Annotated in this window: 12 protein-coding genes, 1 pseudogene and 1 riboswitch; of the genes and pseudogenes, 9 read left to right on the forward strand and 4 right to left on the reverse strand. The window is 67.2% G+C overall.

Annotated elements, in window-relative coordinates; translation table 11 throughout:
• Window positions 1–63 precede the first annotated feature (63 nt).
• Complete coding sequence (locus EV643_RS10120; protein WP_133799751.1) at window positions 64–756, forward strand: class II aldolase/adducin family protein; 693 nt, start codon at window positions 64–66, stop codon at window positions 754–756.
• A gap of 52 nt (window positions 757–808) precedes the next feature.
• Here the strand turns inward: EV643_RS10120 and EV643_RS10125 are convergent, their stop codons facing one another.
• Complete coding sequence (locus tag EV643_RS10125; protein ID WP_133799752.1) at window positions 809–2,002, reverse strand: FAD-dependent monooxygenase; 1,194 nt, start codon at window positions 2,000–2,002, stop codon at window positions 809–811.
• A gap of 243 nt (window positions 2,003–2,245) precedes the next feature.
• On the opposite strand from EV643_RS10125, the gene EV643_RS10130 reads away from it, so the two are divergent.
• The 5 genes and pseudogenes from EV643_RS10130 to EV643_RS10150 all read left to right on the forward strand — a co-directional run bounded on the left by EV643_RS10130 (window position 2,246) and on the right by EV643_RS10150 (window position 7,802).
• Window positions 2,246–3,757 carry a sugar ABC transporter ATP-binding protein gene (locus tag EV643_RS10130; protein WP_166665392.1) on the forward strand — a complete coding sequence of 504 codons (1,512 nt, stop codon included), beginning with the start codon at window positions 2,246–2,248 and terminating at the stop codon, window positions 3,755–3,757.
• On the forward strand, window positions 3,754–4,767 hold the full coding sequence (locus EV643_RS10135) for an ABC transporter permease (protein WP_133799754.1): 1,014 nt from the start codon (window positions 3,754–3,756) through the stop codon (window positions 4,765–4,767). The genes EV643_RS10130 and EV643_RS10135 overlap by 4 nt, the downstream gene beginning before the upstream one ends.
• A gap of 41 nt (window positions 4,768–4,808) precedes the next feature.
• Window positions 4,809–5,951, forward strand: coding sequence for a substrate-binding domain-containing protein (locus tag EV643_RS10140; protein WP_133799755.1), 1,143 nt, complete (start codon window positions 4,809–4,811; stop codon window positions 5,949–5,951).
• Between the two features lie 30 nt (window positions 5,952–5,981).
• Window positions 5,982–7,124, forward strand: coding sequence for a thiolase family protein (locus EV643_RS10145; RefSeq protein ID WP_133799756.1), 1,143 nt, complete (start codon window positions 5,982–5,984; stop codon window positions 7,122–7,124).
• 52 nt (window positions 7,125–7,176) lie between these two features.
• Window positions 7,177–7,802 (forward strand): annotated as a pseudogene (locus EV643_RS10150) (SDR family NAD(P)-dependent oxidoreductase).
• Window positions 7,803–7,895: 93 nt separating this feature from the next.
• On the opposite strand, the gene EV643_RS46410 reads toward EV643_RS10150, so the two are convergent.
• Window positions 7,896–8,018 (reverse strand): hypothetical protein, encoded by a 123-nt coding sequence (locus EV643_RS46410; RefSeq protein WP_255512955.1) that lies wholly within the window; start codon window positions 8,016–8,018, stop codon window positions 7,896–7,898.
• On the opposite strand from EV643_RS46410, the gene EV643_RS44810 reads away from it, so the two are divergent.
• Window positions 8,007–8,258 carry a MarR family transcriptional regulator gene (locus EV643_RS44810; protein WP_502255080.1) on the forward strand — a complete coding sequence of 84 codons (252 nt, stop codon included), beginning with the start codon at window positions 8,007–8,009 and terminating at the stop codon, window positions 8,256–8,258. The genes EV643_RS46410 and EV643_RS44810 overlap by 12 nt on opposite strands.
• Here EV643_RS44810 and EV643_RS44815 read toward each other — a convergent pair.
• Window positions 8,255–8,419 carry a hypothetical protein gene (locus EV643_RS44815; protein ID WP_202869499.1) on the reverse strand — a complete coding sequence of 55 codons (165 nt, stop codon included), beginning with the start codon at window positions 8,417–8,419 and terminating at the stop codon, window positions 8,255–8,257. The two genes, EV643_RS44810 and EV643_RS44815, sit on opposite strands and share 4 nt — an antisense overlap.
• 909 nt (window positions 8,420–9,328) lie before the next feature.
• Window positions 9,329–9,537: riboswitch (cyclic di-AMP (ydaO/yuaA leader) on the forward strand.
• A gap of 64 nt (window positions 9,538–9,601) precedes the next feature.
• Here EV643_RS44815 and EV643_RS10160 point away from each other — a divergent pair.
• Window positions 9,602–11,125: a glycoside hydrolase family 16 protein gene (locus tag EV643_RS10160; protein ID WP_133799757.1), complete on the forward strand. Its 1,524-nt coding sequence runs from the start codon at window positions 9,602–9,604 to the stop codon at window positions 11,123–11,125.
• 148 nt (window positions 11,126–11,273) lie between these two features.
• Here EV643_RS10160 and EV643_RS10165 read toward each other — a convergent pair whose 3' ends face one another.
• The gene (locus EV643_RS10165) at window positions 11,274–12,533 is read right to left on the reverse strand and encodes an amidohydrolase (protein WP_202869500.1); all 1,260 of its coding nucleotides are present in this window, start codon (window positions 12,531–12,533) and stop codon (window positions 11,274–11,276) included.
• 285 nt (window positions 12,534–12,818) lie between these two features.
• Between EV643_RS10165 and EV643_RS10170 the strand changes: the two genes are divergently transcribed.
• The gene (locus EV643_RS10170) at window positions 12,819–13,343 is read left to right on the forward strand and encodes an AAA family ATPase (RefSeq protein ID WP_238165519.1); all 525 of its coding nucleotides are present in this window, start codon (window positions 12,819–12,821) and stop codon (window positions 13,341–13,343) included.
• The last annotated feature ends 43 nt before the right edge of the window (window positions 13,344–13,386 follow it).

Below are 13,386 nucleotides of genomic sequence, written 5' to 3' on the forward strand. Positions count from 1 at the left end.
AAGCTTGATCTGTTGTGCAGATTTCGATTCTGCTCGCCATTGCACCGCTCCGGGAGGAACCGAATGTCACTGAACGAACGCGAGCTTGTCGCCACGTCCTCGCAGGTACTGGCCCACCAGGGCCACGGCGACCTCATCTGGGGCCACGCGTCGACGCGCGACGCGCAGGGCAGGGGCGTCTGGATCAAGCAGGCCGGCTGCGGCATGGAGGAGGTCGTCGCGGACCGCGTCCACCTGGTCGGCTGGGACGGCGATGTGGCCGACGGCACCGGCACACCGCACAGCGAATACCCGATCCACACCGAGATCATGCGCGCACGTCCGGAGATCCACGGCGTCGTGCACACGCACAGCAGCCACGCCGTGGCGTTGGCCGCGAGCGGCACGCAGCTACTCCCGGTCAGCCACGCGGCCAACTACTTCGTACCGCCCGAACTGCCGCGCTTCACCCACACGGCCGACCTCATCCTGACACCCGAACTCGGCAAGCAGGTGGCGCTCGAGCTCGGTGACGCCGCCGCGATGTTCCTGGTCAACCACGGCATCGTCACCGTCGGCCGGACGCTGCAGCAGGCAACCGTGGCCGCGGTCCTCCTCGAGCAGGCCTGTCTACAGCAGCTACGCACCCATCAGTTCGGCGGCTGGCCGCAATGGTCGAACGAGAGCGAAGGACTCTCCAAGCGCGAGCACATCTACTCCGACGGCGCCTTGACGGACGTTTGGAGCTACCTGGTGCGGCAGCTCGCCTCCGATTGAGCATCGTACGACGAAGGCGAGCATCCGATCCGGATGCTCGCCTTCGTCGCTCTCAGCGCCCGTAGAGCCAGTCGATCCTGCTGAAATCGTCGACCGATCGCTCCCGCAGCAACGCGTTCCGCTGCTCCCGCTCTTCGCCGTGGCAGTGCCAGAACTCCCCCCACGCGCGCGCCGTACGCTGAACCTCCGCGGTCCGTCCGGCCCGCGCTGCGGCGTAGTTCGTGAGCACGTGATCCCAGTCCACTGCCGCTTGGCCGGTCGCACGGTCCTCCACCAGATCCGCCAGCGCAACCGCATCCTCAAGCGCCTGGCAGGCACCTTGGGCGAGGTACTGCAACATCGGATGCGCAGCGTCGCCGACCAGTGCGAGACGGCCGTCCACCCAGGTGCCGATCGGCTCGCGGTCGAACATAGGCCACCGCCGGTCGCGCCACAGGTGTCGCAGCGCAGCCTGGACCTGCGGTGCGGTGTCCGCGAAGGCGCCGTCCAGCTCCTCTGGCGTGCCCCACGTGTCGGCGCCGGCCAAGGCCGCTGCCGACTGAAAAACTGCGACCTGGTTGAACATCGTGCCGCCGCGCAAGGGGTACTGCACGAGATGGCAGCGCGGCCCGACGTACACAACCACGTCGGTGAGATCGAGGTCGTCGCGGTCGTCGAACTCCTCGAGTGGCCTGGCACCGCGATAGGCGACGTACGTCGAGTTCACCGGGCGATCGGCGCTGAGCCGCTGCCGTAGGCGTGAGTCGAGCCCGTCGGCGGCCAGCACAGCCGCTGTCCGTACGGGGTTGTCGACGGAGCGAACCGTGGCTTCGCCATCCGCGAGGTCGACCGCCTCCACATCGGCGCCGGTGACCAGCTCCACACCCAGCCGGACGCATTCGGCGAGCAGGATCCGATGCAGGTCGCTGCGATGGATCACCACGTACGGCGCCCCGTAGCGTCGGCCCACCTCGGCCAGGTCCAGGTGCGTCAGCTCGGCGCCATCCAGCGCATCCTTCATCACCAGCCGGCGAGGCAGGACGCCCTGGTCGATCACCTCGTCGAGGAGCCCCCAACGATCCAGGATCCGGGTCGCGTTCGGCGCCATCTGCAGGCCGGCGCCGACCTCGCCGAACGCCTGCGCTCGCTCCAGCACCCGGACGCGTACGCCCACGCGGGCCAGGCCGAGCGCGCTGCCCAGCCCGGCGATCCCACCACCCACCACGACCACCTCAGGGTCGCGGACCAAGGCACGTGCGGCTGCCATCTCCTTCTCCTTCGCTGTACGAGCTGTCACGCCGGACGAGCCACGCTAACGAGAGCAATCTCCAATGTGCAATCTTGTTCTGCTCATCAGAACTCAGAGCGCTCACGCGCGTGGCTACCCGGCTCCGCTGCCGATCTATTGACAGTCTCAAGCTTCGTATCTAGCGTGCAGAATTACTTTCTGGACAGCCGAAGGAGCCTGGTGACTTCTACTCGAACGTCTCCCTCACCGACGCAGCCTGTGTTGGCTGTCGCGGGAGTGTCCAAATGCTTCGGTGCCCACCGGGCCCTGGACTCGCTGACCTTCGACGTCAAGCCAGGCGAGGTACATGCGCTCGTCGGCCACAACGGCTCCGGCAAGTCCACGTTCGTGAAGGTCCTGTCCGGATTCCACACGCCCGAGCCGGGCTACCGGGCGGCGGTCGCCGGCGTACCGATGACCCTCGGCAGTGCACGGGCGGCACACGACACCGGCCTGCGGTTCGTTCACCAGGAGCTCGGCCTGGTGGACAACCTCAGCGTGGCCGACAACGTACTGCTCGGCTCGGCCTTCCCGACCCGCCGCCTAGGCCGGATCGACTGGACGCGGGCCCGGCGACAGGCGGCCGACCTCCTCGACCGACTCGGCTACTCCCTGGACGTATGCCAACCGGTAGCCGGCCTCAGCCCCATCCATCGCACGGCCGTCGGGATCGCCAGAGCAATGCACGGCGATACCCCGCCACACGTCCTGGTGCTGGACGAACCCACCGCGGCCCTCCCCACCTCCGGGGTTGCCGGGCTGTTCGACGTCGTACGCCGGCTCCAGGCCGACGGGATCGGCGTCATCTACATCTCGCACCACCTGGACGAGGTCTTCGAGATTGCCGACCGCGTGACAGTGCTCCGTGACGGACAGCACGTAGCGACAGTGCCGATCGACGAGCTCGACACCGATCGACTGATTGAGCTCATCGTCGGTAAGACCGTCGACCTCGGGCGGACCGCGGCCAAGGTCGGCGTCGATCAGGCCCCTGTGCTCGAGGTGCGCGACCTGTACGCAGCGGGACTGGCCGGCGTCGACTTCGGGGTATCGGCCGGCGAAGTCGTCGGCATCGCGGGCATCGCCGGATCCGGGAGGGAAACGGTCGCCGGGGCCGTCTTCGGATCGCTGCCGCGCACCGGGACGGTGTCCGTCGACGGTGCCGAGATCCGGCCGGAGCGACCCGAGCGCGCGATCGAGGCCGGTCTGGGCTACATCGGCGCGGACCGGGCCGTCACCGGGCTCATCCCGTTCCTCTCGATCCGGGAGAACCTCACCCTGCCACGCCTCGACGCAGTCCTCCGCGGCTTCTTCCTCAGCCCGCAGCGCGAGGCGCGAGACGTCCGGCAGTGGCTGCAGCGTGTCGACATCCGGCCCGCCGACCCCGAGAAGCGCGCCGACCAACTCAGCGGCGGCAACCAGCAGAAGGTGCTGCTCGCGCGCTGGCTGCGTTCACTGCCGCGTGTCCTGCTGATCGACGAGCCGACCCAAGGGGTCGACGTCGGTGCGGTGGAGCGCATCTACCAGGTGATCCGCCAAGCCGCCGCGCGCGAGGTGTCGTTCGTGGTGTCCTCGTCGAACTCGGACGAGCTCGTTGCTCTCTGCAACCGTGTGCTGGTTCTCAGCCGCGGATGCGTCGTCGGCGAGCTGTCCGGGACCGCGCTCACCCGTGAGGCAATCGATCGCGCCTGTCTCACCGGCGCCCTCACCGACCCGATGGAGAACCTCCGATGACCATATCCCGGATCAGCCCGACCGACCTTGCCGATGCTCGGCCACCCGAACCCGACGCCCGCTCCCGAAATTGGCGCCAGCTGTTCGCTCGGCGGTTCGGCGGCTTCTGGGTGCTGGCGGCGATGGTGGTTGTGTTCAGCATCGTCATCCCGGACATCTTCCTGACCCCGCTGACGCTGCAGACGACCCTCGGAGACAGCGCTATCACCGGGCTGCTGGCTCTCGGCGTGATGCTGCCGCTCGTTGCGGGCATCTTCGACCTGTCCATCGCACAGGTGGCCGGATTCGCGATGGTGTTCGCCTCCTGGCTCCAGGAGCGTCACGCGATGGGGACCGTCGAGATCTTCGTGATCACCTTGTCGGCGTCGGCACTGTTCGGCGTGGTCTCGGCCCTGCTCGTAACCAAGCTCTCCGTGAACAGCCTGGTCGCCACCCTCGGAGTGAGCACAGTCGCTCTGGGCGTCACCGAGATCATCGCCAACGGCAACGCGATCCAGCCGGACTTCGATCCCTCGTTCGTCGAGTTCGGCCGCGGCGTGATCGGCAACATCCCGCTGCCGTTCATCTATGTGCTGCTGATCGCGTCCGTGACGTACTACGTCCTCGAGTACACGACCCTAGGGCGGCGGTTGCAGGCAACGGGCTGTAACCCGGTGGCCGCACGACTCGCCGGCATCAACACTCAACGCCTCCAGGTGCTCGTGCTGCTGATCTCGTCGATCATGGCGGCCTTCGCCGGGCTCGTCCTCGCCACCAAGGTCGGCGTCGCCACCGACTCGACCGCCGGCGCGTTTCTGTTCCCGGCGGTGGCGGCACTGTTCCTCGGCGCCACCCAGATCAAGGACGGCCCCAACCCCTGGGGCACCGTCCTCGGCGTGATCATCCTCGCCGTCGGCATGAAGGGCCTGCAACTGATGGGCGTCAGTCCCGGCGTCGGGAACTTCTTCAGCGGGGCAGTCCTGCTGATCGCGGTCGCCATCTCCGGACGCGGCCTCGAGCGACTCCACTGATCCGCCCCGCACCCGTCTCGCATCGAACCGAAGGAGTAGTCATGCCCAGAACATCCCGTTGCGCAGCAGGGCTGGTCGCTGTACTCGCTACGGCTCTGCTCGTCGCCTGCGGCGCCCCGGCCTCCGGCGACGCCGGCGGAGGCGCGACCGGACAGAACGCGGCTGCCGCCGCGGCGCTCGCGCCGTACCTGAAGAAGCCGAGCGTGCTACCCAACCTGAAGCCGCTCCCTCAGCGGCCTCCGACCGGGAAGACGGTCTACTACGTCAACACCGGTAGCGGCAGCGCCGCCGAGATCGCCCACGGCGTCGAGGCGGCTGCGAAGGCGCTCGGCTGGTCGTACAAGCAGCTGACCTACAACGTCGCGAACCCGGCCACCGGCAACTCGGCGTACCTCGCCGCCATGAACGCGGGCGCGGACGGCATCATCTCGACGGGTCTCCCGCAGGCCGCGATCCGAGACGCCCTGGACAAGGCGAAGGCAAAGGGCGTCAAGGTCGTCCTGATCAACCCGACCGAGTCCCCGGAGGGCACCGACATCGGGCACGTGGGCAACGTGCAGGTGCTCGCCACGGCGTACGGCAAGGTGAACGCACTCGCTATCGCCGCGGACTCCGAGAAATCCGGCAAGAAGGCCAAGGTCGCCGTGGTGTCGAGCTCCGGTATCCCGATCCTCACCACGCTGACCGACGCGATGATCGACGGCCTCAAGGAGAACTGCCAGGGCTGCGAGGTCGACAACGTCGACGTCTCCGCCGCGGCCATCACCAGCGGCCAGGCCTCGACGGAAGTCATCTCGTACATCCAGCGGCACCCCGGCACCAACTACGTCAACCTGGCCGTCGGCGCTTTCGAAGGCGGCATGCGGTCGGCCCTCGATGCCGCCGGGCTCAAGGACGTCAAGATCGCGGGTACGCAGCCGACGGTGGCACAGAACAAGGAGATCCAGTCCGGTGACTCGCTCTTCTGGCTGCAGGTCCCGTACGGATACGAGGCGTGGGAAGCAGTCGATGCGCTGGCTCGGTCCTTCACCGGCGGCGAACTGACCACCCACAACACCGAGGAGATCCCGATCTGGGTGGTCGACAAGACGAACCTCGACTTCGACCCGAAGAAGCTCCCCGAGTTCCCCACCGACTACCAGTCGCAGTTCGCCAAGCTGTGGAAAGTCTCGCCGACGTCATGATCGGAACCATCAACCTCCAGGGAGCAAGTTGTGCGTGATGCAGTCATCGTCGAAGCAGTCCGAACCCCTGTCGGCAAGAGGAACGGGGAACTGTCAGAAGTCCATCCCGCGGACCTGTCGGCGGTCGTGCTCGATGGTCTCGTTGCCCGCGCGGGTCTCGATCCCGCGATGGTTGACGACGTCGTCTGGGGATGCGTATCGCAGGTCAGCGAGCAAACCTTCGACATCGCTCGCACCGCCGTACTGTCGGCCGGCTGGCCCGAGTCGGTCCCCGGCACCACCGTCGACCGGCAGTGCGGCTCGTCCCAACAGGCCATCCACTTTGCGGCGGCAGGCCTGATCGCCGGCCAGTACGACGTTGTCGTGGCCGGCGGTGTCGAGTCGATGAGCCGCGTTCCCATGGGCTCGGCCAACCAGCCCGGCACCCCCTGGGGACCGCGCTACCGGGCGCGTTTCGGGCCCGAGGACCCCAATCAAGGCATCGGCGCAGAGCAGATCGCTGCGCAGTGGGGGCTGAGCCGCACCGAGCTCGACCAGTTCGCCCTCGAGTCGCATGTCCGGGCCCAGCGCGCGGTCGATACAGGCCTCTTCGCCTCCGAATACCTCCCCGTGACCACCGACGGCGGCACGCTGAAGGAGGACGAGGGCATCCGGCGCGACAGCTCCCTCGAGACGCTGGCGACCCTGCGGACCCCGTTCCTCGAGGACGGCGTCGTCACCGCCGGCAACGCGTCACAGATCTCCGACGGCGCCGCCGCGCTGCTGATGACCACCAGCGAGCGGGCCACGGAGCTCGGCCTCACACCGCTCGCACGCGTGCACACCGCGACCGTCATCGGCTCCGCCCCGATGCCCATGCTGACCGGGCCGATCCCCGCCACCAAGAAGGTGCTGGCCAAGGCAGGACTGGCACTTGCCGACATCGGCGTATTCGAGGTCAACGAAGCCTTCGCAAGCGTCGTCCTGGCCTGGGCCGACGAACTGGGCGCCGATCTCGCCAAGGTCAATCCCCGAGGTGGCGCGATCGCACTCGGCCACCCACTCGGCGGTTCCGGCGCCCGCCTGATGACCACGATGGTCCACCACATGCGCGACGAGGGCATCCGCTACGGCCTGCAAACCATGTGCGAGGGCGGCGGCCAGGCCAACGCGACCATCATCGAGCTCCTTTGAGAGGAGGAACCATGGGAACCTGACGTTCGACTTCACCGGCCGGACGGTCATCGTGACCGGCGCCGGCCAGCGCATCGGACGCGAACTCGGCCGACGATTCTCCGCCGACGGCGCCACCACCTACCTCATCGACCTCGACAGAGATCTCCTCGAGGAGGCGGCCGGCCATACCGCCGGCCACCCCCTCCTGTGCGATGTCAGCAGCACTGCCGACGTCGAGCGCGTCGTCGAGACCGTCGTGAACGAGACCGGCCGCCTGGACGTCGTGTCAACAACGCGGGCATCCTGCGCGACCGAGTGGTCTGGAAGCTCACCGACGACGATTGGGACGCCGTCATGACAGTCCACGCCGGCGGCACCTTCCGCTTCATTCGTGCAGCGGTCCGTCAGTTCCGCGCCCAGTCCTACGGCCGCATCATCAATGTGACCTCCTACAGCGGACTTCACGGCAACACCGGCCAGGCCAACTACGCCACCCGCCAAAGCCGGCATCGTGGGCCTCACCAAGACGACGGCCAAGGAACTCGCCGGCTTCGGCGTCACCGTCAACGCCATCTCCCCGAACGCCGAACCCCGGACGGTCGCCGCGATCCCCGAGGACTCGGCTTCCTTGCCTCCGAGGACGCCGGCTACGTCACCGGAGCGATCCTTCCGGTCGACGGCGGCCTGGCCATGTGATCGGCGCCGGCCCGCCACGCCACCATCGACGGCGAACCAGCGGTGCTGGCCTGGTCACCTCAGGCCGGCCGGCGGCCTCGACCAGCCGCGAGGTCAGAAGCGGCCGGGGGCGCGGCCCAGGACCGCGGTGGGGTCGCCGGGGTCGGCGCCGGTGACCGGGCCTACGTACAGTTCAAGCTGGGAGCGGAAGCGGTCGACCGCGGCTTGGTCGCTCATGAATCGGGGGAAGGCGAAATCCTCGCCCGACTCAGCGGCGCCCCACGGCGCGAGCTACGTATGACAGAGCTCGCCGAGTCCGTCTACAGCTCCCAAAGCGGCATCACCTACCAGATCACCCAGCTGGAAAAGCACGACCTGGTCCAACGCCGCCATGGCGACACCGGACCCCGCGCCGTGTACGCCGTCCTCACCGACGCCGGCTCGAAGACACTGAAGCGAGCGGCCCGGGCCACCTAGCCGAAGTTCGCCACCTTCTCATCGACGTACTGAGCGCCGACGAACTCACAGCCCTCGCCAACGGCCTCGGCCGCGTCCGCGATCACATCCTCGACCGAAACGACTGACGCACCCCCGCAGCCCTGCTCTGACCCGGAGGCGCGCAAGATGTAGGCGATCATGTCGTCGATTTCATCCAGCCGCGGCGGGGCTGGGAGATAGCCGCTCCCCCCGGCTCAGCCGTTGAGCACCACGCGTGTGGTTAAGGTGCGTGTTCCTCCTCGGACACGCATGTTGGCCACATGTGCCGTGATCGGCGGAGACGACCACCGCAAAGCGCCAGCCGCATCAGCGAGAAGTACGAGCAGCTCACCACTCATCGGATGCTCCCTCTCCGCTGGCCGGACCGTGCTCACAGTCCTCGATGGATTGGCTTCGGAGCTTGACCCGTAGAGCAGTTGAAACGCCCTTCGTTTCCAACGAGAGTTGACCCTGTGACCGAAGCTGCGCACCTCTTTACGCACCTTTATCAACGAGCATCGTCGAACAAGGATGACAAGCATTGCGAGACTCGCACCGGCAAACGTGCAGGTCACGGTGCAAATCGCCAACTGACGCCAAGTGTCGACCAACGTGGGCCGATAATCCGCGGGTTGTGGGTTCGAGTCCCACGGGCCCTACCAGCACAGGCTGTTTGAGTCCGGGTCATCCTTGAGGGGTTGGCTCGGGCTCTTGCTTTACGCAGCCGCCTACAACCACGGGGATCGTGCCGCTGTGTAGGCGATCGGAAGCGCTGTGGAATCAGCCGTCCGAAAAGCGGAGATTATTCGTCGGATCACGTTGAGACGGACTGTCACGGAAGGGTGGGCGCAGCGTTCGGTTATCGGCGCCGCGCGACGGACAGTGATGAGTTCAGCGGCGGTGGGCCGTCGTGGTTGTCACGCTGTGCCGACCGCCCGCTCCGGTTGTCGCGTTACGTAGTCATCCTGTGTCGTCGTTACCGATTTGAGACCTCGTGGCGGGTATGCGTATGCTCACCGGCGCCTGCCCTCGGTACTGGGGACCGGATGCAGGCAGCAACGAACACCCGCCGACCCGAAACGCCGAGTTCCGCCCTCCGAGTCGGTGGCCCCTCCCACCTAGCACCCGAGGGCGGAAGTGGGGAACCCAAGGTTCCCGGACTCGCTGTCGCGCCTGCGCGCGCTTCGGCGCGGTCCTTGGGGCGAAGTCGCGCCAGCGACCGGGCAAACTTCCCGCCCGAGCCCGACAGCTAACCTCACAGGCGTGCAGGAAGGACTGTCCCCATGCGGGATGAATTCTCCCGTAGGCATGCACAACACCGTGCTGCCGTTCCCTCCGACAAATTGAAAGAACCGGCCGCCAAGGCCGGCCGCCGGGCGCTGATCCCGATCATCGCCGGCACCTCCCTGCTCCTCACCAGCGCCGGGCTCGGCGTGGCGGCGCTGACCTCTGACAGCGTCCCGGCCCCGGTCAGCCTCACGGCCACAGCCGACGCCTACGTGCACACCAAATCGCCCTATCAGAAGCATGGCTGGTCCACCCGGCTGGTGGCGAAGCTGAACGAGTCGACCAGCCTCATCCGCTACTCCGTGCCCCCGGTGGCGGACGGCTACGACCGCAAGGCCACGCTGGTACTGAACCGGCTGACCACCAGCAACCCGGCCAAGATCGCGGTGTCGAAGGCACCGGGCAGCTGGACCGAGGCCGTCACCTACTCGACCGCTCCGAAGCCGGGCACTCCGTACGTGACCGTGGCCGACGACGGCAAGTCGGCGCAGCTGCGGATCGACGTCTCCCAGGGCATCACCCAGGCAGGCGAACTGAACCTGGCGGTGACGCAGCCGGTCGGTGCCGGTGGCACCGTCTTCGGTTCGCGCGAGTCCGGGCTGAAGCAGTCGAAGCTCGAGATCAGCTATGTCCGCGAGGGCACAACCGGCCCGGTGCCGTCGATACCCACGTCGGCCCCCACCTCGGCGCCGACGACGGCAACGCCCAAGCCGACCGTGACGCCGACGACCACCACACCGACGGCGACCCCCACCACGACCAAGCCGACGGCGACGCCGACGACCGCGTCACCCACGCCCACCGCCACTGCCTCGTCGAGTACGACGCCGACGGCCTCGCCCACCACGGCGAGTCCGACGTCTACTCCTTCGACGACTGGCCGTGCGCCGTCATGGAGCCCGACGGGTTCGTACCGAATGACGTTCCAAGACGAGTTCAATGACACCGCGGTCGACACGACCAAGTGGGAGCGCGGCTGGTTCAAGGAAGGCATCTCGGACGGTGTCAACAGCGACAACCTCCAGTGCTACGACACTCGACAGGTCACCGAGTCAGGCGGATTCCTCAATCTGTCTCTCGCTCAGCGCCAGGCGTCCTGCCGAGGTGGCACCAAGCAGTACGTGTCCGGCTTGGTGAACACTCGTAACTCGTTCAACCAGCGGTACGGCTCGTTCGAGGCCAGAGTCTGCCTGCCTGACGGTAACGGCGACGGCAGGGTCGACGGCTTCCCGGCCTGGTGGACCAATGGACCTTCGTCGGTGCCGTGGCCGGAACACGGTGAGATCGACATCGTCGAAGGCATCGGCGGCGGCACCAAGGCTTCGCTGCACTATGCCAACCCGGAATATCACGGCGGTGTCTACTCGTCCGCGCCGCTGGCCGGCTGCCACAACTTCGGCTCGCAGTGGACAAGCAGCGGAGTCACGTTCTACTACGACGGCAAGCCGATGTGGACTCGCGCCTTCAACGGTCCGGATCCGCAGTTCCTCATCTTCAACTACGCGGTTCGTCCGCACTCGGGCGAGGCGATCACTCCCGGCACTGCTGTTCGAGTCGACTGGGTCCGTGTGTGGGCGTGATGCGCACACTGATTGCATTCCTTGCGGCCTCGCTCCATCGGCTGCACGGAGTGAGCTCCTGAGGTAGCAACACCGCGCGGGTGCACTCCCACGGCTCAACCTGGGGAGTGCACCCGCCGGCCGCAGACGCTGCCGGCGACGCTCCAAGTCAACACAGTGCGGTGTCGGCGCAGTACTCCGCCCGTCCGCCGACAATCGTTGCGAGCACCTGGATGTCCAGCAACGAGTCCACCGCGACGGTCGTCGGATCGTCGGAGAGGATCACGACGTCGGCGTACCTGCCACGGGCCAGGCTGCCCTTCACGTCCTCCTCGAAGGTGCCGTACGCAGCGTCGACGGTGAACAATCGCAACGCCTGATCGACCGTCAGGCGCTGCGCCAGCTGCCAGTCCTCCGGAGGACGGCCGCGGTAGCTCTGCCGGGTCACCGCCTGGTGGATCGCCTCAAGGGGTGATCCGTGGGGCAGCTGGGGGCCCACGGCAAGCACCAGCCACGGCATGTCGGTGCTGCCGATGGTGCGAACATCGCTTTCCACCAGATCACGCCATCGGGCGATCCAACGGGTCTGACCGCGAGCCACCAGTTCCGGGAATCCCGCCTCCGCCGCCAGATCCCCCGGGATCCCGGGCTGGATGGATGCGATCATCCTCAGCTCGCCCATCCTGGTGAGTTGATCGTCGCGGAGCTGGATGACGTGCTCGGCGCGGTGGCGTTCGTCCGGGCTGGGGTGCGCGGCCTGTGCCCGCGCCACCGCCGTCAGATACTGGTCGTGCGCCTCGGCACTGATCGTGTGCGCCGACACCTGCCAGCCGAGGCGATGCGCTGAGAGCACATACTCGTCCAGCTCGGCCTGGTCCCAGTGGAACTTGGTGCCCCAGTCGTGGTCAAGGAACAGCTTGATACCACCCAGCCGAAGGTGCGGGCTGTACGCGTGGCGCGGCTCGAACCCGCGGAACCAGTGGCCGAACTTCTCGTCCTCGAAGTTGACCGCAAGGTAGGCATTGACCCGCAAGCGGAGCCGACCGGCCGCGTCAAGCGCACGCAGCTCCTCTAATCGCTCCCCGTTGACGAACTGCTCGTTGATGCTGGTCCAGCCCCGGCTCAAGGCCGCATCGACTGCCAGATCGGCGTTGTAGCCGACCATGCTCCCGTCGCCGATCCAATGCGCGTGCGAGTCGATGAAGCCCGGCAACAACGTCCGCCCACCGAGATCCACCACGCGCGTACGACGTTCCCGCAACGCCAACACATCTTCGTCGTCGCCGACCGCCAGAATCCGTCCATTCCGGACCGCAACCGCCTCGGCCCGCGGCAGCCCGTCCTCCATGGTGACCACAACGCCGTTGTGGTAGATCACCTCAGGCGGAGTGGGAAGCGTTGCGGGAAGCGGCAGCAGCAGAATCGCCACACCCTCGACCAAAACCACCCCAAGGCGCCAAGACATCCGCACGCCCCATCGTCCCACCCCGGCCCTCGTTCTCAGGGGATTCCTAGCGAGTTCTTACCGTTGTGCGGCCTGATTTCGGAACATCGTCTGGCGGCGGTGCGTTGGTGGACGAAAGCTGGATTTCGTTGACTAGAGGATGGGGACGCTGCCGTGGCTGGCCTGGGGATTGCCGAAGCGCCGGACATCCGCTGGGGCCGGCGCGGGTTTTACAGCGATGAGTTGCGGTATCCGGCAGACTCGGTGGTTGTGTTGGGTGGGATCCCGGGGGCTGGGAAGAGCACCTTGCTTCGGCGTTTGTTTCCTGGAGGCACCGAGGACGGCGGGGTGCGGGTGTTTGACTCCGGGTGGGTTCGGGATCGGTGGAGGCCGGTGCTTGGGGGTGTGCCGTATTCGTGGTGGCGGCCGGTGTTGCATCTGACGTACTACGGGTTGGTGCTGCGGGCGATGAGGGCGGGTGGGCCGTTGGTGGTTCACGACTGCGCCACGAGGCCTTGGGTTAGGCGGCTGATTGGATGGCGGGCTCGGCGGTCGGGGTTGGCGGTGCATCTCGTTCTGCTGGACGTACCGGAGGACGTCGCGCGGTCCGGGCAGCATGCGCGCGGGCGGGTGGTGCGTTCGGGGAGCATGGACAAGCACAGTCGGCGGTGGCCGCGGTTGCTTGAGCGGGCGGCTGAGGAGCCTGGACGGGTCGTGCCTGGTGCGGCGTCCGCGGTGGTTCTGGATCGGCGCGGAGCTGACCAGCTGGAGAAGATCTCCTTCGAACCGAACTGAGGGCCGCGGAGGCGTTGATGTCGGCGGTGTCGGTTGTAATGGG

This window comes from Kribbella caucasensis (genome assembly GCF_004361855.1).
Classification (GTDB): Bacteria; Actinomycetota; Actinomycetes; order Propionibacteriales; family Kribbellaceae; genus Kribbella; species Kribbella caucasensis.

What these genes read in the sequence shown, in the direction of transcription:
- EV643_RS10120 (WP_133799751.1), top strand. Translation starts at nt 64, where the DNA reads ATGTCACTGAACGAACGCGAGCTTGTCGCCACGTCCTCGCAGGTACTG.
- EV643_RS10125 (WP_133799752.1), bottom strand. Translation starts at nt 2,002, where the DNA reads ATGGCAGCCGCACGTGCCTTGGTCCGCGACCCTGAGGTGGTCGTGGTG.
- EV643_RS10135 (WP_133799754.1), top strand. Translation starts at nt 3,754, where the DNA reads ATGACCATATCCCGGATCAGCCCGACCGACCTTGCCGATGCTCGGCCA.
- EV643_RS10140 (WP_133799755.1), top strand. Translation starts at nt 4,809, where the DNA reads ATGCCCAGAACATCCCGTTGCGCAGCAGGGCTGGTCGCTGTACTCGCT.
- EV643_RS46410 (WP_255512955.1), bottom strand. Translation starts at nt 8,018, where the DNA reads ATGAGCGACCAAGCCGCGGTCGACCGCTTCCGCTCCCAGCTTGAACTG.
- EV643_RS44815 (WP_202869499.1), bottom strand. Translation starts at nt 8,419, where the DNA reads ATGATCGCCTACATCTTGCGCGCCTCCGGGTCAGAGCAGGGCTGCGGG.